The organism is Armatimonas sp. (assembly GCF_043757465.1).
Lineage (GTDB): Bacteria > Armatimonadota > Armatimonadia > Armatimonadales > Armatimonadaceae > Armatimonas.
The window spans coordinates 1-22,001 of the sequence record NZ_JAYVPL010000087.1 but is presented as its reverse complement, the minus strand read 5'-3'; the positions used below and the strand labels follow the sequence as shown (position 1 = coordinate 22,001).

Here is a 22,001-nt window from a genome sequence, read left to right as displayed (position 1 = left end):
CTACGAAAATCAGTGCAAGTGTTTTTCGTTTTTTGGAGTCGGCCATGCATTATTATGGCCCAAAATAATCCCCAGAATTTAGATGCGCTCGCCCTGCCAGGGTACCCAGGCACAATCAGTGTGCCTAACTAGTCCTCGGTCTTGTCCATGTTCTCCAGAGCGATCTCAAAGTCCGCCATAGTGACGGCCTCGATCCCCCCTTCATCTGCGAGCCGGATCAGCGCCTGCATCCCTGCCTCGTTCACCAGTGCCCGTAGATCAGCACCAGAGAACTCCTCCGCGCCTGTTGCAAGGCGATCTAAGTTGACATCGTCGCCGATGATCGCGCGTTTGACACAAACCCCCAGAATCTGGCGGCGCGCAGCTTCATCCGGGAGCGGGATCTCGATCTGCCGCGAGAGTCGGCCGCCACGCACCAGGGCGGGGTCGAGCATATCGGGTCGGTTGGTCGCGCCTACCACAAAGAGTCCTTGGTTCGGCGTGAGGCCGTCCATCTCGTGGAGAAACTGATTCACCACTTTGTCCGAGGGCATGTGCATCCCTCCGACGCGGCTTGGAATCAGCGCATCCACTTCATCCAGAAAGATAATTGCCGGAGCACTCTGCCGCGCCTCGTTAAAGAGCTTCGCGACGGCTTTCTCCCCTTCCCCCACCCACATGGAATTCACCTCAGCGGGGCTGGTAGCGAAGAACTTAGACTTGGCCTGCGCCGCCAGAATGCGGGCAATGGTTGTCTTTCCGGTGCCAGGCGGGCCGTAGAGCAAGAGGCCCGTGGGGGGATCCACACCAAGACGGCGCGCCTGCGCGGGGTTTTCGAGGAGAAGCTGCATCTGGCGCAGCTCGCGCTTGGTCTTGGCGGGCAGGACAATATCATCCCATGTCAGCGCGGGTTTTGGAGGTTCTGGGGCAGCACCATTGCTACGTAGCGGGGGCGCGGAGCGCGTCGGGGCAACCGACGTCTCTGCCCCCTCCAGCATCCGCACGAGCCGGGCATAGTCCTCGTTCCTAGGATTTTTCTGTAGGGCAAAACGTGCGGCGCTTAGTGCCTGGTCGGGCTGTTCAAGGTGGCGCAGGGTATGGGCCATCCAGTAGTGAATCTCAGGGTTTGTCGGCTCAAGTAGTTTTGCTCTCTCAAAGTTCTCAAGCGCCGTCTGCATCTCTTTCGCCGCTTGTGCATAGGGGAGCAGCGATTCGCCACGGCGTAAGTGAAGCCGGCCTCGGGTGTAGTGAAGTTCTGCCTCAGGGGTCACGTGTTATTTTGCCTCCAGGTTTGCCAGCCAGAGGGTGTTGTTTTGCTCGACACTCTCCAGCAGGCCGCTGATATCCAGGATCAGCACCTGTTTGACACGCGCCAGATCAATTTTGTCACGTTTGCTCTCGTTCGAGGGCTTGAAATCGCTCAGCAGCAGCGAGAGCTTTCGGACAGCACGCAGGCCCGCCACCTCAACGGTTAGATCAAACTTGCCGCCCTGGTCGTCTTCTAATTGGAAAAGCAGGGTCATTGATTTTTTCGCGGCGACACTCAAGTTAAGGCTTGTCTTCTCCGTCAGTGCACCAAGCGGCAGTGTGCGCAGGAGCCCGGCGATCTTCCCTTGGGAAACGGTGTAGGTGGCTTCTAGTGCTCGTCCTGTTAGCGGACTTCCGATCACGGCCCGCTGGAGGGTCAGTCCTCCGACACCCATCCAGCCGATCTGCGGTCGTGCCAGGCCATCGAGTGTGGTTGCCGGTAGAGGCGCTGTCGTGGCAGAGAACTCGCGTAGCCAGAGCTCCCGGGGGCCGGCCACAATTCCAGGAAAGAGTGCGGTTGCAAGTGCCCCCTCTGCCTGAAGAAAAAACACATGTAGGTCTACTAGGCTAACAGACTCGACTTTATCCATATCGAGCTTTCCATTTGCATCTGCGGGATCGTTTTTATCCTTGCCCAGCGTAAAATCAGTCGGCCCCAGATCAATGTCCTGCCAGAGGTTTTTCGGGAGAGTCGCCACTGCCGTAAAGCGCCCACCACCTTTTTCCTGGAGCGTCACGGCCACCGTAGTGTCCGTATCGGTCTTGAGCTCAAAGTGAAGGCGCTGTGCGCCTTTGAGGACATCTGCCTCCACCGGTCGCACGAGCGCATTGAGATTCGTCTTGCTGACCATGTACTCGAAGTGAAGCGTCGGTTGCGGTGGGGATGTCCGGCTAACCTTGGCAATATCTCCCATCCCCAACCAGCCATCGTCTGTTGTGGCAAAAGTATGGCGCACCAGTGGGGATGTGGGGAACTGCGGTGCTGGGGGCTGAGCCTGCACTAAAGTGAGGCTCAGCAGGCTAATGAACGCTAACATCATGACCGTTACGCTCCAGTTCTTTTTTCCGGCGCTCGGCGGCGGCGGCATCGCTAAAGGCTCCCAGTTGTACGTGAAAGACCGTCTTCCCCTTGCGCTGATCGGCAATAATGGTGGGAGAGTAGCCCTGCCCTCGCAGCTCAGCGATCAGTTTTTCGGCATCCTCGCGGGAGGCTTTGGGCCCTCCAACCCGCACACGAAAAAGGCTTTTAGACGCCGTTTTTTCCTCGCCAGGCTTGGGCTTCTCTATTTCCTGTTTGGGCTTCTCTCCCTCGGGCTTGCTGGCTTCACCTGCCGGTTTTGCAGGGTCATTACTTATCGTTGTCTTAGGTTCAGGTGTCGGCATTGCATCAGGATCGGGTGTCGGCATTGCATCAGGATCAGGTGTTGCTGTCACATCAGGATCAGGTGTCGGCTCGACCAGTTTCGCTTGCTCTTGCTCCTGCTCTAGCTTCAGTTTCGCCGCGAGGCGAGCTTTTTCCGCTTCCTCTCTGCGCTTGCGATCCGCTTCCTTTTCCGCAGTAATATCCTCAACCTGAAGCCCATGATTATCCACCATGGTCACCGGGAGGCTCGGGGGAGGCGCCGGGGTCGGCGTCGCCACCACAATATTTTCAGGGGTGCCCCCCTTGGAACCAAAGACAAAATACCCCAGGCAGAAGCAGACCACTACGACGCCAACTGCTGCCAGGGACCATTTCAATGTGGGATTATCCGAGTCCATTACGACCTCCTCAGTAAAAGATACCCGCTCATTCTACCGTGTTACAGCACCGAGCGTTCCGCCAGTTGCAGCGCTCCCTCGCAGGGTGTGCCCTGAGGGGCTATTGTGACGACACCGGGCAACCACCGGGCCAATAGCATTTCAAAAGCGGGACGCATCCAGTCGCCCAGCTCCCACATCCCCCCTACACAAGCAACACGCGCCCACTCCCCGTCTGCGAAGTCGAGCTGCGCGTGGGCAGCCCGGACATAGCGAGCCAACCAGCCCGCCGCGCCCGTAAAGAGCCCCTTGGCTTCATCGTCGCCATTTTGTGCCGATGTCGCGACGAGCTGCACCAGAAAGCCCCGTCCGAAGGTCAGCGCCCGCTGCCGCCCCCACTCCCCCAGAAGGGCTGCATCCTCGGTTTCGAGAGTCGTGCAGACGGCCTGGGTCAGCGGCGTCTGGGGCCAGAGCCCATCGCAAGCACGGAGTGTTCGTCGCATGAGCTCCGCCGTGACATAGGCACCACTGCCCTCATCGCCGTACTCCCAGCCACGCCCCCCGACCCGTACCGGCTTTCCTGCCCTATTCTCACCATAGATCACCGAGCCCGTCCCAGCAATGCACAGTAGCCCGACTCCTTCCGGTACTGCCCCATGGAACGCCACCACAAAATCCGGCACTATATTTACGACTGCGGCAGGGCAAGCGGCTCCGAGCGCCCGCTCCCAAGCGGCTTTCGTCTCTCCTCGACTGACCTTTGTAATTCCGGCGACAAGCGCCACAACCTCCCCCGGAACTTGATGTAAAAGTTCGAGAGCGGGCTCTGGCCCCCCGTCGGGAGCCGCAGGCAGGCTCGCTTGTTCTTCGATCCCACTCTCTAAATTTTTCCAGCGTAGCCGGACGCTGGTTCCCCCCGCATCAATCCCCACAACAAAAGTTTTCATCGCTTGCAGATTCACCATCGGCATGATACTATTCCTTCCGCTTCGGGGCGTGGCTCAGCTTGGTAGAGCGCTGCGTTCGGGTCGCAGAGGTCGCAGGTTCGAATCCTGTCGCCCCGATTAATAATTTATCAAAGGCTTGCCGAAGCAAGCCTTTTTTGTTTGTATAGTGAGAACATGAAACTCTCATTTATTCGTTCGGATCGCCCTGAGCTAACACACGGTGTACAAAGCGGCGATATCTCGTTTGACAGCGCGATTATCTGGAGCCGTGCGGACCGGCCTGCACGGATGCAGGTCGAACTGGCGGCTACGGAATCGTTCCTGAATCCTCGACGGCTCCCCGGCCCGGTCGTCCTAGAGAGCTCTGATTTTACAGGCAAGCTTCTCGTGACCGGGCTGCCCTCCGGGGAAGATGTCTTCTACCGCGTGACATTCACCGGCCTTGAGAGTGATCGAGCCACCAGTGCGCCCCTAATCGGGCGACTCCGAACCGCTCCTGTGAAGAAGCGGGATATTACGTTTGTCTGGACTGGCGACACGGTGGGCCAGGGCTGGGGCATCAACGAAGCGTTTGGTGGCCTCAAGGGCTACGGCGCGATGCGGGCCAGCAAGCCGGATTTCTTTATCAACTCAGGGGACTGTATCTATGCAGACGGTATTTTGTCGTCGGAAGTGCGTCTCCCAGATGGCTCCCTCTGGAAGAACGTAGTGACAGAGGCCAAGTCTAAGGTAGCCGAGACTCTTTCAGAGTTTCGAGGGAACTTCGCCTACAATCTGCTCGACACCCACTACCGCGCGTTTGCCGCCGAGGTGCCGATGCTGGTGCAGTGGGACGATCACGAGACACTGAACAACTGGTTTCCGGGCCGCATCCTCGACGATCCACGGTATAAGACTAAGAGCGCCGCCCTTCTCTCCGCACGCGCTAACCAGGCATTTCGGGAGTACCTGCCGATCCGTGAGTTCCCCGACGAGCCGGGGCGTGTCTACCGCAAGATCGCCTACGGCCCGCTGCTTGATGTCTTTATGATTGATATGCGCACCTACCGAGGAGACAACACCGAGGGCAAAGAGGCCACCTCCGGCCCCGATACCGCGCTGCTGGGAGCCACACAGCTTGCCTGGCTCAAGCGTGAGCTGGCGGGGAGCCGGGCACTCTGGAAAGTGATTGCCTCGGACATGCCACTGGGCCTTGTCGTGGGAGATAGCTATCAGGGTAAGAGCACTATTGAGGCAGTCGCCAATGGTGACGGTCTGGCGCGGGGCCGTGAGCTAGAACTTGCGAACCTACTCGCCTCTCTCAAGAAAAATAAAGTGCACAATACGATCTGGCTTACGGCGGATGTTCACTACTGCGCGGCGCATTATTACGATCCCAATAAGGCCCAGTTCCAGGAATTCCTCCCCTTTCATGAGTTCGTCGCCGGCCCGATCCATGCGGGCACCTTTGGGCCAAACAAGCTCGATAATACTTTTGGGCCCCAAGTACTCTTCCAAAAAGCGGGCACGGGTGGCCCCGCTGCGGGGCACCAGTTTTTTGGCGAGGTCAAGATTACCGCCGCAACCGGTGAGCTAAGTGTCACGCTAAAAGATATCGCGCAGCACTCGCTCCATACAACACGCCTTGCACCGGAATGAGTAGGTTTCACGCCTACTGATAGATACCGCAGAGGTCTGTGATAATTTTTGATAGGTGCTTTCCGCCTTTTCTATCGTCCCAGGAGTGCCTGTGTGAAGGGAAATCCTTCGGGAGGTATGAAAAGGATGAGCCAGGTTTTGACAGTCAGAAAATCTCCTGCCACGGATGCCCGAGCACGTCGTGCCGATCGTCCCGATCCGGCGTGGGTGCGTGGGCGGTGCCCAGAGTGTGGTGATGAGCTTGTTTCGCACCTGTACTACAAGCGAAACGAGGGCTATGTGATCCAGTGGGAGTGCTGGGCAAGCCAGGGAGATACCCCTTCCTGTGGCTACAAGAAAACACTCTAGCCCCATAATTTAGATGACTATTAGGCAAGATGAAGTGAGGTTTGATCATGATCGTTAGCAACAATATCAATATGACCACCGCCGGTGTTCTGACACGCGTCCAGGTTTTTAAGCATGTCACGCGGGACCGCGTGCTCGATATCAGCGAGATGCTCTCTCTTGAGCCCAAGCGCAGCAAGATTGCGTTTACTTTAGTGGAGTTCGATGAGAATCACAAAGCCACTGTTCGTGTGAAGCACTACGCCGATGCGACGGACTTTAAGCTGGTATGCTGGGACATTCTCTACGGCAATTTTGAGGAATGGACAGACTACAAAGGGACTGTCTATGATGATGGTATCCAGGCACGAACTTTAGCACTACGCAAAGACACCAAGTACCGCCAGCCCTTTGTTCTAAAAATAGACAATGGCCATGGCGAGGTGCTCACGGGCGGAGGCATAAAAATGGTCGAAGTGCGAGACTCCCTAACACTTCTGCTTCCCGAATTCGAGGCGCGTAAGCTGGCTCAGACCGTTCTCGACTATATCCGCGACTGGGAAACAGTCAATTTCCGTCGCCGACAAGAGGCCATGACAGTGGTGTTACCGGTACTTGACGCAGCGCAACCCGCACTGCCCAGCCTGGAGTGTGAGGCAGAGCTTCCCACGATAGAGGAGGCAGCTCCTGCACGAGGCCGCCGCCGCGTAGTGAAGGCAGCCTAAAGATCTAAGGCAGGGCGTACCGAAACTATAGGTATGGCCCTGCCACCAGTTGTTTCAGAAAATATCGAGCGCTTTTACGGGACGGATAGTATCTACCGCCCTTACACCTTCGCGGCAACGTTCTTTTTTTTCCTTTTCCTAAAACGCGACAGCCGCCGGGCAGGTGTGATTGGCTTTATGTGCACGATTGTAGCCTTCTACGTTGTTGGCTTTGTCGGAGATGCCTTTGTTCAGTTTGCCCCGCCCGTCCCACAGCCTGCGAAAGTGCGGCGCTAGCGCGAAAGTGCGGCGCTAGCGCACCAGCCCTAGCCCCGTCACCCGTTCTGGGGGCAGGTAACCTCGCAGAAGTAACGATCCCCCCTCGACATCCGCCCGCTCCACGCGGATCGGTGCCTTCAGCGCGGAGAAATCCACCACGGGATTGATGCGCTCCGCCACAAAATCTAAGACCGGCTTGGGAATGGGGACGATCAACAGGCGTGCTTTATCCGGCTCAAAGTCTAGCGCAGCACCACCGCTACGAGCCAGTAAACTTCCCTCAACCTGTACAGGAACGGTAGGATAGCCAAAAATCTCAGGCGTAATACGGACACTCACGCGCGAGCCGCGTAGCCCTATCTTCAGATCTGCCAGCTTGGGACGCCGGGTTCGAACCAGACGATCCAGTTCTTTCTCCTCGATCCGTGCAAAAAAGTGCGCCTCCCCCACACTCTTAAGGCTCTGGCTCCCTTTATCTACTTCGATTTCTGCGGCCTCGATGCGTAGTTCCGCCACAGTACACTCCGGCAGAAGATGGACTCCGCGCCCGATAATTGTCACGGTGCGAACTCGTCCTCGCATCAGTGCCCCAAGGCTTGCGGCTTTGACGCGGGCGCTGTAGCTCTGCGCAGCTCCAAGATACTCTGGCAGTAGTTCCTCCACCGCACGCTCGGCTTTCTTTTCACCAGGCCGCGCACAGCAGCACAAAAGTGCCAGCGCGAAACAAAGCGCGATACGTTTCATTCAGCCTCTGGAGTAGGCGGTGCCAGAATTCGAGGGAGGGCAATCGTGATCACAAGTGCGAGAACGGTAAGCCCTGCCGAAAAATAGTAGGGCATCGTTGGTCCGTAGGTTTTAAAGAGCCAGCCCGCCGTCAGTGGTCCGACCGTTCGTGCGAGTGCATCAAAAGACTGTTGTACCGACAGATTCAGCCCCTGCCCAAGGTTCGACTTGCGCGAGATCAGTGCCGAGATCGCCGGGCCCATCATTGAGCGGCCTGCAGAAAGGGGAATTGCGGGCAGGAACACCAGCCAGCCCCACTCTCGGGGCAATGTCAGGCCAATATAGCCAAGCACCAGAACCGCCATACCGACTCGAGCAACCGTCCCTTCACCTAACTTGCTCACCAAGCGGCCAATGAGACCTCCTTGAACAACGACTCCGATAACCCCGACAAACGCCATGATATAACCAAAGCGCTCCGGCAAGTTTTGGTCATTGGCGATCCCACGTGCTAGCAGAAAGAACCCGAAGGCTTGCTCAATAGCAGCAAATCCAAAGATCGAAATAAACGAGAGCAAGTAGAGCCCCACAGTGGGGCCACTTAAAACTTTGCGAAGTTGCTCACTTAACCCAGGGCGATCCGGGGCATTGAGGCGAGCACGCTCCTCCGCCGTCAGGGATTCGGGGAGCATCCGATAGGAAAAGGCGAAATTCAACAGAGCCATTCCCGCAGCCACAAATGCGGGCAAGGAAAGGCTGACTTTCCCCAAAATACCTCCAATCGCAGGTCCCATCATGAACCCAAGGCCGAAGCAGGCTCCGAGCAGCCCCAGCCCCTTCGCGCGGTTCTGGGGAGTCGTCACATCGGCGACATAGGCAAAGGCCACGCCAATGGATGCCGACGAGAGCACCCCAGCCAGTAGACGAGCCGCGAAGAGCATCGCGAGGCTCCCATTCGCCAGCCCAAAGAAGATATAGGCGACTCCCACTCCCAGCAAAGAGAGCAAGATCACAGGCCGCCTACCAGCCCGATCTGAGTAGCGCCCCCAGAAAGGCGCACAGATAAATTGGGCCAGGGAGTAAGAGGCCGCCAGAAGCCCTCCCGTAAAAGCAGCATTACCGTCGCTGTGGCCAACGGCTTGCTTGATATACAAAGGCAGGTTGGGTAAAATAATCCCAAACCCAAGCAGGTCAATAAAAACCGTCAGTGCCAATAACAAGATAGGGCGGAACACCGCCTTAAAACCATCGTCAGAGACTGTGGCATCGTGAGAGCGCTTTCGCATACCCACTGTTGTATCATGCTCTCCCTAACGTGATAATGGGAGCCGACAGGTTTTACAGGAGAGCGGTATACTTTTGTCAATGTATGAACTAGGAATTGATAAAAAAATTGCAAGACGAGCCTCGCTCCAGGGAATCATTTTTGGAGCCGTCGCGTTTTCCACCGTTGCCTTCTTTGTTCAGCCAATTATTGTTCCCGACGAGACGGCAGGGAAAGCAACTATCTTTCGCGGCCTCAAAAAAGGTGAGCAGAAATCCTTTGGGGTAGACCGCGGGACAACCAGTGTTCTCTTAGGGCTACTCGGTGGCATACTTGGCTTAAGCCTGAGTAAAGGGTTTGCCAGAGATACCCAGCGCCGCAAGGACCTGAAGGATCTTATTGAACAAGGAAAAAGAAATTCATGAAAAAGCCTGGTTTTCCCCTCTGGATTGTCGCACTGTTGATTTTATCAATCGGAAGCTTGGTCGCAGTCAGCGTGTTAAATAGTAAGAACGTTCAGACATTTAGCGATCATGACCACGATCACGATGGTAAACCTGACCATGCTGAGGGTGCACACTAAACAAATACCTTGAGTGCGGCGATATAATAGGCACCATGCGCTATGCCCCCCCAAAAGGCACCTATGATATCCTCCCCCCGGCCCCGGGCCGGTCAGCCGTTCAAGATTCTGAAAAATGGCAGTGGCTTGAGGCAACTTTCCGGGATCTCTGCCGCCTCCACGGCTATGCTGAGATCCGTACTCCGATCTTTGAGTCGCACGAGCTTATCCACCGCTCTGTGGGGGAAGGCACCGATATTGTCGCTAAAGAGACGTTTGATTTCGAGACCAAGGGTGGCGATAGCCTGACTCTCCGCCCGGAAGGCACTGCGGGCGTCATGCGGGCCTACGTCACCAATCGTCTGTATATCGAGCGCCCTGTGGGCAAGCTTTTCTATATCGGCCCGAACTTTCGCTACGAGCGTCCCCAGAAAGGCCGCTACCGACAGCACCACCAGGCGGGTGCGGAGCTGCTTGGCGCGGCGGGTCCTGAGGCCGATGCCGAGGTGATCGCGCTGGCTTGTGCGTTCTACGTGCGGCTCGGGCTCCGCGATATGAAAGTCAAGCTTAATACCGTCGGCACCCCCGAGAGCCGGGCGGCCTATGTGGTTGCGCTGCGTGCCTGGGCGGAGCCGCTGCTGCCTCAGATGAGCGCGGACAACCGCCGTCGCTACGAGCAAAATGCGCTACGGATGCTGGACTCCAAAGAACCACAGGATCTGGAGCTTCTTTCCAGCGCTCCAGTGCTCAGCGATTATCTTGATGAGGCCAGCCAAGCACACTTCGCCGCTGTCAAGAGCTATTTGGAAGCGATGGGCCTGGCCTACGACGAAGACCCGCGCCTGGTGCGTGGTTTCGATTACTACACGCACACGGTCTTTGAGATCCAATCCACTGTTTTGGGCGACAAAGCTCTGGGGGGTGGCGGACGCTACAATGGCCTGATCGAGGCCGTTGGTGGGCCGTCCACACCCGGCATTGGTTTTGGCCTAGGACTGGAGCGGGTGTTGCTGGCTCTCGAAGAAACCGGCGCGGCTCTGCCAGAAGCCGTGGGCCTAGATGCCTTTCTGTGCCCGCTTGGTGAGGCAGCGCGCGCGGCCTGCGTCCCGCTGCTGGCCACGCTTCGTCGTTCACAAATCGCCTGCGACATGGACTACACGGGCCGACGAATGAAGGTGATGCTAGAGCAAGCCGATCAGTGTGGCGCGCGCTTTGCCGTGATCCTGGGCGACGATGAGCTGGCTCAGGGGGTGGCGACGGTTCGCGACATGGCCACCAAGACCCAGCAAAGTGTCGCGCTAGAGGCGCTGGCAACCTGCCTCTCTAAAATCTCTGGGTAAGAACCAAAGATCAAGGGAGTATGACTGCTCTCTCAGACGACAAATTAGGGTTGTTGCTCGCTCGCCTTCTGGCAGCAACCCGCTCGTTTGCGTATGTTGCCGAGCGTGACCCCGAAACCGGTTTGCTCACCCACTTTGAAATTGCCCAGCCCGAGCGTGCGCAAGCGCTCCTACCACTCAGTCTGGAAACCTCCTACGGCGCTGCCTTTCACGCCGCCATTCTCCCTGACGATCTCCAAGCCCGCCATGCGACGTTCCGGCATAGAGATGTGCGTTTTCAGAACCGCTTCCGGTGCCGAGATCAGCGAGGAATCGTCCATACAATCCACGAGGAAGCCAGTGCGGAGGGCAACCAAGTGATCGGGATACTCTCGATTCTGCCTTCGGCTGAGACCATCGTGTTTCCCACACCAGAGCCCGCTCCGACAAGTAACCCGCGCTTGCTCCGTCGCCGAATCAGTAATATCACCGCCGCAGATATTGAGAGTGCTTTAGCGCAGAACCAGTTCACCCTGGCCTACCAGTTCCAGGTGATCCCCACTCAGCACCGCCTGGTCAGTGCGGAGGTTTTTCTGCGCTGGCGCCACCCCCAGCAAGGGCTTCTCTTCCCGGCAAAGTTTCTCTCCGTGGCGGAAGAGGCAAATCTCATGGGAGCAGTCGGGCACTGGACTGCGAGCGCAGCGGCGGCACAACAGGCACTCTGGGCCACCGCCGATGTCCACTTGCCGCTCGCTCTCAACCTCTCCACCCGCCAGCTCCTCGACCCTCAGTTTGCCCAGAGCCTGCCTGATGCAACTCTCTTACTAGAGTTCCCCGAGTCCGCGCTGACCCATCCCACTTCTCTTAAGCCGGGCCTGCGTGCGCTGGCCGAGCGCGGTTTTCACATTGGCATAGATAACGCCGGGCTAGAACCGCTTGATAGTGCCCAGCTGGCATCCCTCCCTTTGGGCTATCTAAAACTCGCTCGCTCGCTCGTCCAGGACTTGGAAGCCCCCGAGAGTTCCCAAAAAGCCCATCGTCTGCTGGAGCTCGGGCGTGCCTGCAAGCTAACGGTCATCGCGGATGGCGTTGAGACTCCGCAGCAAGCGCAGTGGCTCCAGAAGGAAGGCTGCCAGCTCCAGCAAGGGTATCTCTACTCGCGCCCGCTTGCTGCCGAAGCACTCGACGAAATCCTCCGCTCCGGCAGCTACCGCCTCCCCGAGTCACCGTACAAGAAAGCGGCATAATCTCCCCCCAACCTCTCTTATTCTAGTGCGCTGGATGTCCTCCCAGGGCGACGTAGTGTGTTCCGTCGGCTGCGCAGGCTCGGCTGAGCCAGCTCTTTATCCAGGCTGATCACAATATCTTGACGAGGATCTCCCCCATTATCTTTTTCGTCCACCCCGACACTGTAGAGAAGTGCGCTCTTCCAGAGAAATGGCTTCCCCGAAAACGGATCGGTCAGGGGAGTGCCGATCGGTAGATCCTCCAGTCGTGCGGGGCGCTTACCGTGTTTTTGTTCGTAGGTCTCCACCGCCAGAGCTACCCACCGCATCTGATAGGAAAGCTGCGCCATGACAAACTGCGCGGCAATCCCACTGTAGCGCTGGGGAAACCAATACCCGGCGTAGGCCTTGCCGCGCTTGTCTTCGTCCGCGTCCAATTGCTTCAGCGCCTGGTACTGAGCCCACAAATCGTCGTCTGGGAGGGGTTCCAGCACGCGCTTTACCTCCTGCCAGTAGCGCAGGTTGATTACCTCGGACGCGTCGGCGTAGAGCTTCCAGCCCAGCCGATGATCTAGCCGATCCAGCTCCCGCCAGAGAGGATTGTAGTCTAAAAAAGGCTCGTCTTCTGGCTTATAAACCTTGCGACGGCTACGCTGGGAATCGGTCTGCTCTTTGACACACTGAAGCTGCCACATCTGCTTGAGAATGCCCGAGGGAACACTCCACTCCGTCCAGAGTCGTTCGGCTTCGGCGCGTCTTTCGGGCTGAGTGTGTACCATTCGAAACAGAGCACGTGCAGCAAGATCTGTATGGTAGGCACGGCTGTACCAGACTAAGAGGCCGGACTCCTCGGTGAGGTGGCGGGTAAACTGCTGCACCAACGGAATCGCCGCCGTATTATCGCGTGCATAGACCTGAAGGAGCTGTGCCAGACGGTCAGCAGCGAGCAGGATCTCCCGCCGCCGCTTCCACTCCTCCTCGGTGAGCTTCCCGTGCCAGCCAAAATCACAGTGGGCACGCTGCGCCCCCTCCTTTAGCTTTTTCAGTGCGGGAGCTGCCGCTTTCAGAAGCGCTCCAATCCGCTCGGCATCGCTGTCGCTGATCTCTGTGGTGGGTACGTGTAACCGCTGGAGTGCCCGGCGATCTTCAGTCGTCCAATCCGGCAACAGGTTCACTGCCTCTCGGTAGAGAGGTGCCGCGTTGTCTTTCTCGGCAAGCTGTGGTCGCTTTGGCAGCTCGGCAAATGATAGGGGGAGCCCCGCCGCTCGCGCTTTCCGCCGCTCCTGCACCAGGGTCAGCGCCAGCTTCGGCAGGCGGCTATCGCGCTCGCCCAGGAGCCACAGAATCCAGCCCCCGCCTGCCAGAAGCGTCAGTCCTGCGGTAAGAAGTACCGCTCTACCCCACTTTTTGGCCCGCGACATAGACTTGCTCCGCTTTCAAGGCGATAAGGTTTTCGGCTGTGGGCGCGTCCGAAAGTACGACGAAATCGGCGAGGTAGCCCGGTGCGATCCTGCCAAGATACTGATCGTTATGAAGCGCGTAGTGGCTCCCGACCGTGTAGCCGTAGAGCGCATCGTCCACGGAGAGGCCGCCCTCAGGACTCCAGGGATGGCGGTTGACGGCGGCATGGAGGCATAAAAACGCGTCGAGGGTCTCTACAGGGCAGTCCGAGCCCAGCGCGAGTGGGATTCCGGCGGCGCGCATCGCCTCAAACGGGTAGGCCTGTTTCGCACGCTCGTCCCCCACTCGCTCGCCCGTCCAGGTGTCCGATGTCACAAACTGTGGCTGGATGGCGGCGATAATTTTCTGCTTCGCCATGCGCTCTAACAAGTCCGGCGGCAAGAGAGAAACATGCTCGATTCGGTGGCGATGGAACGTGTTGTCTTGCTCGCTCTGGCTCAGCGCAAACTCAATTGCCTCTAGGCTCTCGCGCACCGCCTGATCCCCGATGGCATGAATCACGATCTGGAAGCCTTTGGCCTGAAGCTCCGCGCAGCGTGCTTTCAGCACTTCGGGGTCGTAGATACGCGTGCCGCACTCTCCCGTGGCGTCGTAGGGTTCGGCCATGAGGGCGGTGTAGGCTCCGAGCGAACCATCGGAGAAAAACTTTGCGCCGCCCAATTTTAGCCACGCATCGCCAAACGTCGTGCCGATTCCGTGGGCATGGAGCGTGTCGCAGCTTGTTTGCGGCGGCATCCCCGTCACGCGAATCGGGAGCTGGCCTCGGCGATGCAGCCGGGTATAGGCTCCCAGCTGCTCCGGTGTGTCGAGCAATGTCCCGATGCTCGTGATCCCCGTCTTCAGTGCGACGGCACAAGCCCGTAGGACGGCGTTTTCTCCCTCGGTTTCGGTGAGAGGCGGCACAAGCGTGTAGAAGGGCGTTATCGCGGTCTCGGTGTAGAGCCCTGATTCGGGGTCTCCAGCGGTGCGCTCGGCCTCTGTGACAAGCGCGAGTGCTGCCGAGTTCACCACCATCGCATGGCCACAGACGCGCGTGACAAATAACGGTCGAGTCGGAGAAATTGCATCCAGCTCCGCGCGGGTCGGAAAGCGTTTTTCATGGAGCTTGCTCTGATCAAAGCCTCGTGCCAGCAGAAAGGGGCCGTCGTAGTGCGCAGCATGATCCGCAAGTCGCGAGAGAAGCTCCTCCAGCGAGGCACTTCCCATCAGATTCGCCGTGCGTAGCAGACCCGCGCCGAACATAAACAGGTGCAAGTGCGAGTCGCAAAAGCCCGGCACAACCGTCTTTCCCGCGAGGTCTACGGCAGGCGCATCGGTGCCCGCAAAGGCTTGCGCGTCGGCAGTGCTCCCAACAAAGACAAACTTCCCGTCGGCGATCACAAAAGCCTCGGCTCGGTCAGTGGGCGTGATCATTGTGCGAACCGATGCATTACAAAAAACGGTCATGTAAGAATTGTACCTAGCGGCGTGCTTAGCGCGTAATTTTTAACTGACCAGCGCCACAATCTAGCGCAGTCATGGCTCCTACTGGGAGCGTGAAGCGGCGGGGAATATGGCCGTAGACGAAGCCTGAGACAACAGCGACGTGCGCTGGGGCGGCTTCGAGGGCGAGCCGTGGGACACCGCGTGCAAGAATCTCGTCGCGCTCGTCCTTGAAGCCATTGAAGGAGCCTATCAGAATGCCGCTGAGCTTTTCAAGCACTCCCGTGAGCCGAAGCTGATTGAGCGCGCGATCCACGGCGTAGAGCTCCTCATAGACATCTTCGATGAGAAGCAGTGCGCCCGTAAAATCCGGCACATACGGCGTGGCGAGCAGCGACTCCAGCAGGCTCAGGCAGACGGGAAAGAGCGGCCCCGTGAGGCAGCTATCGCCACGGTGCACGGTGAGCGGCGCGTCATCGGGCTGCGTGAAGACAAAACTCTCCTGCGCGACGGCCTGGAAGAAGCTCGCTTCCGAGAAAGGGTCGAGCGTGTCCTCCCCGAAGCCATCACCCGCCGTTGCCATGATGCCGGAGAAGGAAATAACTCCCCGGCTCGCCAGGGCAAGATTCAGTGCCGTGATATCCGAGTACCCGACCAGCGGCTTGGGATCGGCGCGAAAGGCGGCGTAGTCAATGCCCTCTAAAAGCTTACCCGCACCGTAGCCGCCGCGTGCCGTCAGAATCAGATCAATATCGGTGTCGCGTATCAGGCCGTTGAGGTCGCTGAGGCGCTGCGCTTCCGTTCCCGCAAGATAGTCACAGTCCGGGTGCTGGGCAGTGGCATTCGGGGCAATCACAACAGAATAACCACGCCGATGAAGCGCTTCAGCGCCGCGCTCCACCGCGCCCGCCGGGGACGCGCCCGCGGGCGAGCAGAGACCGATGGTGCCACCGGGGCGGAGAGGACGGGGCCAGATCATAGAGGAATTGTACCAAGTTTTGCCGAAACGCCCCCCATGCAACTTGGCGAAAGAAACTGGACAGAGATAGGCGATTTAACGGGGCGGGTCGTGGTCTGCCCGGTTGGCGCACTGGAGCAGCACGGACACCACTTGCCTCTTCTCACCGATGCCCTGATTGGCGGCGAGATCGCGCGGCGTGTGGAGGCGGCAACCGAGGACTGCGCACTCTTTACCCCGATGCTCTGGATGGGCGCGAGCCACCACCATTTGAGCTTCCCAGGCACCATCAGCCTCTCGCAAGCGACCTACCGTGCCGTGATCGAGGACATGGCCGAGAGCCTGATCGCGGCGGGCTTCCGCAAGCTCTTTTTTCTGAACTCCCACGCGGGTAATATCGTTCCCGCCCAGTCGGCGCTTCTGGACGTGCAGCTACGCCACCGTAAAGCGCTGCCCGAGATCTTTGTCTGTGTGGGGTCCTGGTTTGAGATCGCACTACCTGAGCTGGCGGCGCTCGGACTGGTGCAGAAAAAAGTGATTCATGCCTGCGAGTGGGAGACCAGCGTGATCCAAGTGACGCACCCGGAGCTGGTCAAAGACCCTCGCCCGGCGGCACGTCGCGATATTGGTTCTGAGTTCTGGAGCCCGGATCATATCAAGAATAACCGTCTGGCCGTACTTCGGACAATGGAGCAAGGCAGCGAGACGGGGGCCTTTGGCTTCCCCGACGAAGCGACGCCGCAGAAAGGCGAGCTTCTTATCCAGACGGCAACCGATGTCATCGTCCGTTTTGTGAAAGAGTTTTCAGGCTGGCCCAACCTCGTTTAGAGGCAATTCGAAAATATATTTTCACCGTTTTGTTAGATTCGCCCCTTCTCACCCGTTTTACAAACGAATCTAAAACAAAAGGTGAGAAGAAAAATGCTAGCAGTAGTTGAGTCGGCAGCGATTTTTGGGGTGGACGCCTACGGCGTGCGTGCGGAGGTCAATGTCTCGGGCACCGTTCCGAGCTTTACCATTGTCGGGCTACCCGATGCGGCGGTTCAGGAGAGTCGGGAGCGGGTACGCGCCGCGATTCGTAACAGCGGCCTGCGCTTCCCGTATGAGAAGCGCATCATCGTCAACCTCGCTCCGGCAGATATTCGAAAGGCGGGGCCCGCATTCGATCTGCCCATCGCCATCGGCCTGCTCGTGGCAACCGAGCAGCTTGCCCCGGAGCAGATTCTGGAGACTGTGTTTATTGGAGAGCTGGGTCTGGATGGAGCGGTGCGGCCCGTTTCTGGAATCTTGCCCCTGGCGCTCTGGGCACGACAGAGCGGGCGCAAGCGGCTAATCGTCCCCGAAGCAAATACCCGTGAGGCGGCAATTGTAGGTGAGGTGGATGTTTTTGGCGTGACCTCGCTGGCACAGGTGCTGGAAATCCTCAATGAGCCCAAGTTCTTTGTTCCTGTTCGGGAAGATCCTCAGAAAATTTTGGCGCACCGTGCCAGCAGCGATGTGGATTTTTCAGACGTCAAAGGCCAGGCGCAGGTGAAGCGCGCCCTAGAGGTGGCGGCGGCGGGTGGGCACAATGTTCTTTTGCTGGGCTCACCGGGGGCGGGTAAGACCATGCTGGCGCGGCGGCTCCCGACAATTTTGCCCGCGCTCTCGGTGGAGGAGGCGCTAGAGGTCACCAAACTTTACTCGGTGTCCGGCAAGCTTGCCAGCGGTGCCGCACTCGTGACGGAGCGCCCGTTCCGTTCCCCCCACCACACGATCTCCAACGCGGGGCTCACGGGCGGAGGCAGTATCCCCCGCCCTGGGGAAGTCTCACTGGCGCACTTTGGCGTTTTGTTTCTGGACGAGCTCCCCGAATTCAACCGCGATGTGCTGGAAGTGATGCGTCAGCCGCTCGAAGACGGTCACGTGACAATTGCCCGCGCTGCGGCCTCGCTGACCTACCCGGCGCGTTTCACTCTGGTGGCGGCAATGAACCCGTGTCCTTGTGGCTTCTTTGGTGACTCCGTCCGCGCTTGTTCCTGCTCCCAGCAAACGGTCGCGAAGTATCTTAGCCGTGTCTCGGGTCCACTTTTAGACCGGATAGACATCCATATCGAAGTCCCGCGCCTTCCCCATGACGAACTCACGGCACCGCCTGCTGGGGAGACCTCGGCGGCGATTCGCACGCGTGTGGAAAGAGCGAGAGAGACCCAGCGCCAGCGGTTCGCCCGGGAGCTAGAACGCCCGCCCGTAAGTCCGACCACACCTGAGGAAAAAGTGTCGGCTTGGTCACCCCGTGCCAGTATTTTTTGCAACGCGCACATGAGCTCTCGCCAGCTCCAGCGTCACTGCACTATGGAACCAGAGGCAAAATCGCTTCTCGGCGCAGCGATCACGGCCATGCAGCTCTCGGCACGCGCCTACGACCGTATCTTGAAAGTTGCCCGGACGATCGCGGATCTCGTGGATTCAGAGAGTATTGGCGTGGCCCATATTGCGGAGGCGGTGCAGTACCGGACACTGGATCGCAAGTTCTGGCGTTAGTTTTCAAACGCCTGTGGCTTACCCTGCTGCCCTGCTTGCCGTCGCAGCTCCCCCACTTCGGCTCGGAGAGCGGCAAGCTCGCTGCCCTGCGCTCGCACCAGGGCGAGTAGCTCATCGAGCTGGCTCTCCGTGTTTCGTCGCTGGCCTCTCTCTTTGGGGGTGACACGTCTTGCCAGCTCACTGCGAATCTGCTCCGAGGGCATTCCCGCTTTCTTCCAGCCGACAACCTGCCGCAGTAGCTCCTGGGTCGTTTCGGGGTAGCGGCGGCGTTTCCCTTCCCCAATCGCGGGCAGAAACGCCTCAAACTCATCTCGCCAGACTCGCAGAGTGCTTTCTGGTAATTCGCATTGTCGTGCGATTTCGCGCATTGTCATGCTATGATTATAGCATATCAATACGATTTTGCGCAAATTAAACAAGCGAGCATTAAGTGTCCGTAAATTTATCTTTACGGACACAACTCTCAAATGGTAAATTGGTGACAAAGGAGCGACTCTTTTCCCATGCCTATCGCTGGAAAGCGAACGGAAGCTAGTAAATCAAAGCGCCTGTCCACTCCGTATGACTACGCCATTATCGGCGGGGGAATCGTTGGTCTTGCCACCGCCTACCAGCTTGGCCAGACATACCCCAAAGCCCGCCTTCTGCTGATCGAAAAAGAGAGTGACTGGGCCGCGCACCAGACGGGTCATAACAGCGGTGTGATCCACTCGGGTATTTACTACAAGCCCGGGAGCGCCAAGACACGCATGGCGGTCGCAGGGGCGCGGAGCATGGTCGCATTTTGCGAAGCACACGGAGTTACACATGAGCTCTGTGGGAAAGTCATTGTCGCCGCTCACCCCGACGAACTACCGCGCCTGGAGGCTCTAGAGCAGCGCGCTGCGGCAAACGGCATCCTCGCTCGTCGGCTGACTCCTAAGCAGCTTCAAGAGCACGAGCCCCATGTTCGGGGAGTCGCGGCGCTTCATGTACCCAGCACAGGAATCATTGACTACAAGCAGGTAGCTCAGACACTCGCCCGCCTTGGCACCGAGCAGGGTGCGGAGCTACGACTACAGACCAAGCTACTGGGCATCGTCAAGAAAGGCGATTCCGTCACACTTCAGACGACGCAGGGAGACTTTCCAGCGCGTTTTCTGATCAACTGTGGCGGTCTCTACAGCGACCGTATCGCGGCCCTGGGCGGCGTTTCCCCACGTGCCAAGATTATTCCCTTTCGCGGCGAGTACTACGAGCTGATCCCGGAGCGCCGCTCGCTCGTGCGGGGGCTGATCTACCCCGTCCCAAACCCGAGCTTCCCGTTTCTGGGACGTGGCTACGCCGCCGAGACGGGTTTTCAGATGGAGCCGCGCACGAAGCCAGCACAAAAAAGTATTTCCTATGCCCTCGTAAAATTATCTAAACTTCTTTTGTCGCCCCCCTTGACGATTTTTAAGAGCATAAGATACACTCGTTTTGTCGAGGGCAATTGTGTTCTCACCGATCACAAAACACAAAAGGTCTAGTTGGAGTGCCGGACGGGCAATAGTGCCCAACTCTTTCGGGGAAAACCCAACTCCCTTGTGTTAATTACAACAGTTTGAGGATAATCATATGAAAACTTTTTTAGTCATCACTGGTGTTTTTAGTATTTTTCTTTGTTCCACACAATCTCGTGCAGATTGGACAGGTTCAGCAGGAACCATAAATGTTTGGCCTCAAGACCCTAATGACAGAGTATCTTTCAATCCAGGTTCTACAGCGACTTGTGTTCCAGATTCTAATGACATTTTTAATAAATTTGGAGTTGTAGTAAATACGAATACCACAGGGGGACGGCAGACTTCTCCTTTTTGGCAAGGTAATATTTCCGCAAGTGCTCAAGCTAGAGTAACGAGGACTCTTTACTACGTAGGTCCGGGCAATGGAACATAATGTATGATTGCAGCCTTTGGAGGCTGCCAGGGTAGTATTGGGACAGCATCAGGGATACGTACAGCCGCCGCTAACGGTGCATGTGAATACCCTGATACGTCTAATTCACTCTGGGATATTTTTGGGGATAGTCTTCATTCTTCATACTCTTTGCCAACAACTAGTTTTGATCAGAACTATTACTTCACAGGTCTAGGATCAGTTTATGCCTACTCAAACGGAGTAACAAATCAAGAAGGTCTACCGGTTGCCAGTATTACTATTATAGCGTGGGGAAAATCTACCGCAGGTGTCAGTATAGGAGCGACATCAAATACATCAGTGAACACAAGTTTATCAATTGCAGGATTTTAGAATAGAATATAACTATATCTCCATATTAAGTAAGCCTTCAAAGGGAAATAATAAGATGCAAGAAAACAGGATAACCATCACTAGTTCTATAATTAATGATTTTGAAAAATTATCTTCATTTGTTTCAGAAAAATTTAAAATCTGTATTATAACCGAAGGTTACCCCTTCGATAGCAAGCTATTATCTCAAAAATCAATTAAAAATTCAATTTCAGTCAATTTAAGAGAATCTTTATTTTTGATATCAAGATTATATGATCTTAAATTATTGCTCAATAGCGATAATAAATTTATTTATAATAATGTTTTTATTTTTCTTAAAAATTATACTAACCCTAAAGATTTTCCATGCGTAAGTTACTCAGAATGTTTATTTTTCCTTAAAAAATCCTGCGATACTTTAGCATTATTAGGTGGCAGGTCAAACGTTACTGACTCAGATAATATTATTCGAGTAGTAGGTAAAATGGTCACGTTATTACCCGGACAGTTCAATATAGATATACCTATTAATAAATTAAATTCACAACAAAAGAAATGCCTTCAAGAATGCGCTTTCCATTTATATATTCAAGAAATTTACAATAAAGCATTATACAATTATTCAATTTTACAAAAAATCCATCAATATAATATCTTATATGATGGATCAGATTATTTTATTGAGTCTATTTTCGGAAAAAAAGAGAAATTTCTATTTTTGCCTTCTGATAAAAATATTAATACGTCAAAAATTCATGAAACTAAATTTGCTCGTATCCCTGAATCTAAAGTAAATTTAGGGCAAATATTTTCAGAGGTAAAAAAATATAAATGTAATCTGAATGAAGATATGTATCATAAGCCCATCGGTATTTTCGGAAAAGAAAACATTTCTGAAGATCGCTTAGTACGCTGTATTTGTATCGCATATGGATTAAATCAAAGAAATATTTTATCCCAAATAAATATTGAACCAAAGTCTTTAGGAGATGCTCCTAACCTAGAAAATATATTCAATTTTTTACAGATGAATATACCAACTCCTTTACAGAATTCTTTTGATATATCAATACCATTAAGAAATATCAGACAAAAAATTCGCGAGGGCAGAAACTCACCTACCGCATCATATGACTCCATATCCGAAAACGATTCAAAAGAAACCAACCTTTTGAAATCTGAATACGAAAGACAACAAGAACACTCTAAATACATTCGAGCAATATTATCTAAATATAAAAAAATTAAAAAATCGAACATTTTACACATTATAGTCTTCGTCAAAAACATTGATTGATCGCTGGAGTGACCCGTTCCTCAGTATATTATGTGGAGAATTTTTATGGCGCTGGTGGAGAGCCGTCGAGA

23 protein-coding genes and 1 tRNA gene are annotated in these 22,001 nt (G+C 55.9%); 14 read left to right on the top strand and 10 right to left on the bottom strand.

Annotation, left to right across the window (positions count from 1 at the left end):
- Nucleotides 1–128: 128 nt before the first annotated feature.
- The 4 genes from ACH2ED_RS11680 to ACH2ED_RS11665 all read right to left on the bottom strand — a co-directional run bounded on the left by ACH2ED_RS11680 (nt 129) and on the right by ACH2ED_RS11665 (nt 3,974).
- Nucleotides 129–1,250 (bottom strand): AAA family ATPase, encoded by a 1,122-nt coding sequence (locus ACH2ED_RS11680; protein WP_395091206.1) that lies wholly within the window; start codon nt 1,248–1,250, stop codon nt 129–131.
- 3 nt (nt 1,251–1,253) lie between these two features.
- Nucleotides 1,254–2,327, bottom strand: a complete 1,074-nt coding sequence (locus ACH2ED_RS11675; RefSeq protein WP_395091204.1) for a hypothetical protein — start codon at nt 2,325–2,327, stop codon at nt 1,254–1,256.
- Nucleotides 2,308–3,027, bottom strand: a complete 720-nt coding sequence (locus tag ACH2ED_RS11670; protein WP_395091202.1) for an SPOR domain-containing protein — start codon at nt 3,025–3,027, stop codon at nt 2,308–2,310. Before ACH2ED_RS11670 ends, ACH2ED_RS11675 begins: the two co-directional genes overlap by 20 nt.
- Nucleotides 3,028–3,089: 62 nt before the next feature.
- Complete coding sequence (locus tag ACH2ED_RS11665; protein WP_395091201.1) at nt 3,090–3,974, bottom strand: N-acetylglucosamine kinase; 885 nt, start codon at nt 3,972–3,974, stop codon at nt 3,090–3,092.
- Between the two features lie 43 nt (nt 3,975–4,017).
- Between ACH2ED_RS11665 and ACH2ED_RS11660 the strand changes: the two genes are divergently transcribed.
- The 5 genes from ACH2ED_RS11660 to ACH2ED_RS11640 all read left to right on the top strand — a co-directional run bounded on the left by ACH2ED_RS11660 (nt 4,018) and on the right by ACH2ED_RS11640 (nt 6,940).
- Nucleotides 4,018–4,091: transfer RNA gene (locus ACH2ED_RS11660), tRNA-Pro, on the top strand.
- 57 nt (nt 4,092–4,148) lie between these two features.
- The gene (locus ACH2ED_RS11655) at nt 4,149–5,612 is read left to right on the top strand and encodes an alkaline phosphatase D family protein (protein ID WP_395091199.1); all 1,464 of its coding nucleotides are present in this window, start codon (nt 4,149–4,151) and stop codon (nt 5,610–5,612) included.
- 126 nt (nt 5,613–5,738) lie between these two features.
- A complete protein-coding gene (locus tag ACH2ED_RS11650) occupies nt 5,739–5,960 on the top strand; it encodes a hypothetical protein (RefSeq protein ID WP_395091197.1) in 222 nt (73 codons plus the stop codon).
- Between the two features lie 71 nt (nt 5,961–6,031).
- The gene (locus ACH2ED_RS11645) at nt 6,032–6,664 is read left to right on the top strand and encodes a hypothetical protein (RefSeq protein WP_395091195.1); all 633 of its coding nucleotides are present in this window, start codon (nt 6,032–6,034) and stop codon (nt 6,662–6,664) included.
- Between the two features lie 33 nt (nt 6,665–6,697).
- Nucleotides 6,698–6,940 (top strand): hypothetical protein, encoded by a 243-nt coding sequence (locus ACH2ED_RS11640; RefSeq protein ID WP_395091193.1) that lies wholly within the window; start codon nt 6,698–6,700, stop codon nt 6,938–6,940.
- A gap of 15 nt (nt 6,941–6,955) precedes the next feature.
- On the opposite strand, the gene ACH2ED_RS11635 is transcribed toward ACH2ED_RS11640, so the two are convergent.
- Together ACH2ED_RS11635 and ACH2ED_RS11630 are read right to left on the bottom strand one after the other, a co-directional pair.
- On the bottom strand, nt 6,956–7,666 hold the full coding sequence (locus ACH2ED_RS11635; RefSeq protein WP_395091192.1) for a DUF2993 domain-containing protein: 711 nt from the start codon (nt 7,664–7,666) through the stop codon (nt 6,956–6,958).
- A complete protein-coding gene (locus ACH2ED_RS11630) occupies nt 7,663–8,931 on the bottom strand; it encodes an MFS transporter (RefSeq protein ID WP_395091190.1) in 1,269 nt (422 codons plus the stop codon). Before ACH2ED_RS11630 ends, ACH2ED_RS11635 begins: the two co-directional genes overlap by 4 nt.
- 79 nt (nt 8,932–9,010) lie before the next feature.
- On the opposite strand from ACH2ED_RS11630, the gene ACH2ED_RS11625 reads away from it, so the two are divergent.
- The 3 genes from ACH2ED_RS11625 (at nt 9,011) to ACH2ED_RS11615 (ending at nt 12,037) form a co-directional block, all read left to right on the top strand.
- On the top strand, nt 9,011–9,334 hold the full coding sequence (locus tag ACH2ED_RS11625) for a hypothetical protein (RefSeq protein WP_395091189.1): 324 nt from the start codon (nt 9,011–9,013) through the stop codon (nt 9,332–9,334).
- A 193-nt stretch (nt 9,335–9,527) separates the two neighbouring features.
- Nucleotides 9,528–10,811, top strand: coding sequence for a histidine--tRNA ligase (hisS, locus tag ACH2ED_RS11620; RefSeq protein ID WP_395091188.1), 1,284 nt, complete (start codon nt 9,528–9,530; stop codon nt 10,809–10,811).
- Nucleotides 10,812–10,831: 20 nt separating this feature from the next.
- Nucleotides 10,832–12,037 (top strand): EAL domain-containing protein, encoded by a 1,206-nt coding sequence (locus ACH2ED_RS11615; protein ID WP_395091187.1) that lies wholly within the window; start codon nt 10,832–10,834, stop codon nt 12,035–12,037.
- Between the two features lie 17 nt (nt 12,038–12,054).
- Here the strand turns inward: ACH2ED_RS11615 and ACH2ED_RS11610 are convergent, their stop codons facing one another.
- The 3 genes from ACH2ED_RS11610 to ACH2ED_RS11600 are packed head-to-tail and all read right to left on the bottom strand — an operon-like array spanning nt 12,055 to nt 15,878.
- Nucleotides 12,055–13,437, bottom strand: a complete 1,383-nt coding sequence (locus ACH2ED_RS11610; protein ID WP_395091185.1) for a hypothetical protein — start codon at nt 13,435–13,437, stop codon at nt 12,055–12,057.
- Entirely contained in the window at nt 13,412–14,923 is a 1,512-nt protein-coding gene (locus tag ACH2ED_RS11605; RefSeq protein ID WP_395091183.1) for an amidohydrolase, read from the bottom strand. Before ACH2ED_RS11605 ends, ACH2ED_RS11610 begins: the two co-directional genes overlap by 26 nt.
- 25 nt (nt 14,924–14,948) lie before the next feature.
- Nucleotides 14,949–15,878 (bottom strand): LD-carboxypeptidase, encoded by a 930-nt coding sequence (locus ACH2ED_RS11600; RefSeq protein ID WP_395091181.1) that lies wholly within the window; start codon nt 15,876–15,878, stop codon nt 14,949–14,951.
- Between the two features lie 36 nt (nt 15,879–15,914).
- Between ACH2ED_RS11600 and ACH2ED_RS11595 the strand changes: the two genes are divergently transcribed.
- Both ACH2ED_RS11595 and ACH2ED_RS11590 read left to right on the top strand, forming a co-directional pair.
- Nucleotides 15,915–16,685 carry a creatininase family protein gene (locus ACH2ED_RS11595; RefSeq protein ID WP_395091179.1) on the top strand — a complete coding sequence of 257 codons (771 nt, stop codon included), beginning with the start codon at nt 15,915–15,917 and terminating at the stop codon, nt 16,683–16,685.
- A 93-nt stretch (nt 16,686–16,778) separates the two neighbouring features.
- Nucleotides 16,779–18,380, top strand: a complete 1,602-nt coding sequence (locus tag ACH2ED_RS11590) for a YifB family Mg chelatase-like AAA ATPase (protein WP_395091177.1) — start codon at nt 16,779–16,781, stop codon at nt 18,378–18,380.
- Here the strand turns inward: ACH2ED_RS11590 and ACH2ED_RS11585 are convergent.
- Complete coding sequence (locus tag ACH2ED_RS11585) at nt 18,377–18,754, bottom strand: MerR family transcriptional regulator (RefSeq protein ID WP_395091175.1); 378 nt, start codon at nt 18,752–18,754, stop codon at nt 18,377–18,379. The genes ACH2ED_RS11590 and ACH2ED_RS11585 overlap by 4 nt on opposite strands.
- Nucleotides 18,755–18,883: 129 nt before the next feature.
- Here ACH2ED_RS11585 and lhgO point away from each other — a divergent pair, with 129 nt between their 5' ends.
- The 4 genes from lhgO to ACH2ED_RS11565 all read left to right on the top strand — a co-directional run bounded on the left by lhgO (nt 18,884) and on the right by ACH2ED_RS11565 (nt 21,930).
- On the top strand, nt 18,884–19,888 hold the full coding sequence (lhgO, locus tag ACH2ED_RS11580) for an L-2-hydroxyglutarate oxidase (protein WP_395091173.1): 1,005 nt from the start codon (nt 18,884–18,886) through the stop codon (nt 19,886–19,888).
- An 88-nt stretch (nt 19,889–19,976) separates the two neighbouring features.
- Nucleotides 19,977–20,297: a hypothetical protein gene (locus ACH2ED_RS11575; protein WP_395091171.1), complete on the top strand. Its 321-nt coding sequence runs from the start codon at nt 19,977–19,979 to the stop codon at nt 20,295–20,297.
- A gap of 3 nt (nt 20,298–20,300) precedes the next feature.
- A complete protein-coding gene (locus tag ACH2ED_RS11570) occupies nt 20,301–20,651 on the top strand; it encodes a hypothetical protein (protein WP_395091169.1) in 351 nt (116 codons plus the stop codon).
- A gap of 55 nt (nt 20,652–20,706) precedes the next feature.
- Complete coding sequence (locus ACH2ED_RS11565; RefSeq protein ID WP_395091167.1) at nt 20,707–21,930, top strand: hypothetical protein; 1,224 nt, start codon at nt 20,707–20,709, stop codon at nt 21,928–21,930.
- Nucleotides 21,931–22,001 lie beyond the last annotated feature (71 nt).

Excerpts from the sequence above, each read along its gene's own strand:
- ACH2ED_RS11635 (WP_395091192.1), bottom strand. The coding sequence starts at position 7,666 with ATGAAACGTATCGCGCTTTGTTTCGCGCTGGCACTTTTGTGCTGCTGT.
- ACH2ED_RS11640 (WP_395091193.1), top strand. The coding sequence starts at position 6,698 with ATGGCCCTGCCACCAGTTGTTTCAGAAAATATCGAGCGCTTTTACGGG.
- ACH2ED_RS11610 (WP_395091185.1), bottom strand. The coding sequence starts at position 13,437 with ATGTCGCGGGCCAAAAAGTGGGGTAGAGCGGTACTTCTTACCGCAGGA.
- ACH2ED_RS11605 (WP_395091183.1), bottom strand. The coding sequence starts at position 14,923 with ATGACCGTTTTTTGTAATGCATCGGTTCGCACAATGATCACGCCCACT.
- ACH2ED_RS11625 (WP_395091189.1), top strand. The coding sequence starts at position 9,011 with ATGTATGAACTAGGAATTGATAAAAAAATTGCAAGACGAGCCTCGCTC.
- ACH2ED_RS11600 (WP_395091181.1), bottom strand. The coding sequence starts at position 15,878 with ATGATCTGGCCCCGTCCTCTCCGCCCCGGTGGCACCATCGGTCTCTGC.
- ACH2ED_RS11595 (WP_395091179.1), top strand. The coding sequence starts at position 15,915 with ATGCAACTTGGCGAAAGAAACTGGACAGAGATAGGCGATTTAACGGGG.
- hisS (WP_395091188.1), top strand. The coding sequence starts at position 9,528 with ATGCGCTATGCCCCCCCAAAAGGCACCTATGATATCCTCCCCCCGGCC.
- ACH2ED_RS11590 (WP_395091177.1), top strand. The coding sequence starts at position 16,779 with ATGCTAGCAGTAGTTGAGTCGGCAGCGATTTTTGGGGTGGACGCCTAC.
- ACH2ED_RS11615 (WP_395091187.1), top strand. The coding sequence starts at position 10,832 with ATGACTGCTCTCTCAGACGACAAATTAGGGTTGTTGCTCGCTCGCCTT.
- ACH2ED_RS11650 (WP_395091197.1), top strand. The coding sequence starts at position 5,739 with ATGAGCCAGGTTTTGACAGTCAGAAAATCTCCTGCCACGGATGCCCGA.
- ACH2ED_RS11655 (WP_395091199.1), top strand. The coding sequence starts at position 4,149 with ATGAAACTCTCATTTATTCGTTCGGATCGCCCTGAGCTAACACACGGT.
- ACH2ED_RS11570 (WP_395091169.1), top strand. The coding sequence starts at position 20,301 with ATGATTGCAGCCTTTGGAGGCTGCCAGGGTAGTATTGGGACAGCATCA.
- ACH2ED_RS11565 (WP_395091167.1), top strand. The coding sequence starts at position 20,707 with ATGCAAGAAAACAGGATAACCATCACTAGTTCTATAATTAATGATTTT.
- ACH2ED_RS11645 (WP_395091195.1), top strand. The coding sequence starts at position 6,032 with ATGACCACCGCCGGTGTTCTGACACGCGTCCAGGTTTTTAAGCATGTC.
- ACH2ED_RS11665 (WP_395091201.1), bottom strand. The coding sequence starts at position 3,974 with ATGAAAACTTTTGTTGTGGGGATTGATGCGGGGGGAACCAGCGTCCGG.
- lhgO (WP_395091173.1), top strand. The coding sequence starts at position 18,884 with ATGCCTATCGCTGGAAAGCGAACGGAAGCTAGTAAATCAAAGCGCCTG.
- ACH2ED_RS11630 (WP_395091190.1), bottom strand. The coding sequence starts at position 8,931 with ATGCGAAAGCGCTCTCACGATGCCACAGTCTCTGACGATGGTTTTAAG.
- ACH2ED_RS11675 (WP_395091204.1), bottom strand. The coding sequence starts at position 2,327 with ATGATGTTAGCGTTCATTAGCCTGCTGAGCCTCACTTTAGTGCAGGCT.
- ACH2ED_RS11585 (WP_395091175.1), bottom strand. The coding sequence starts at position 18,754 with ATGACAATGCGCGAAATCGCACGACAATGCGAATTACCAGAAAGCACT.
- ACH2ED_RS11575 (WP_395091171.1), top strand. The coding sequence starts at position 19,977 with ATGAAAACTTTTTTAGTCATCACTGGTGTTTTTAGTATTTTTCTTTGT.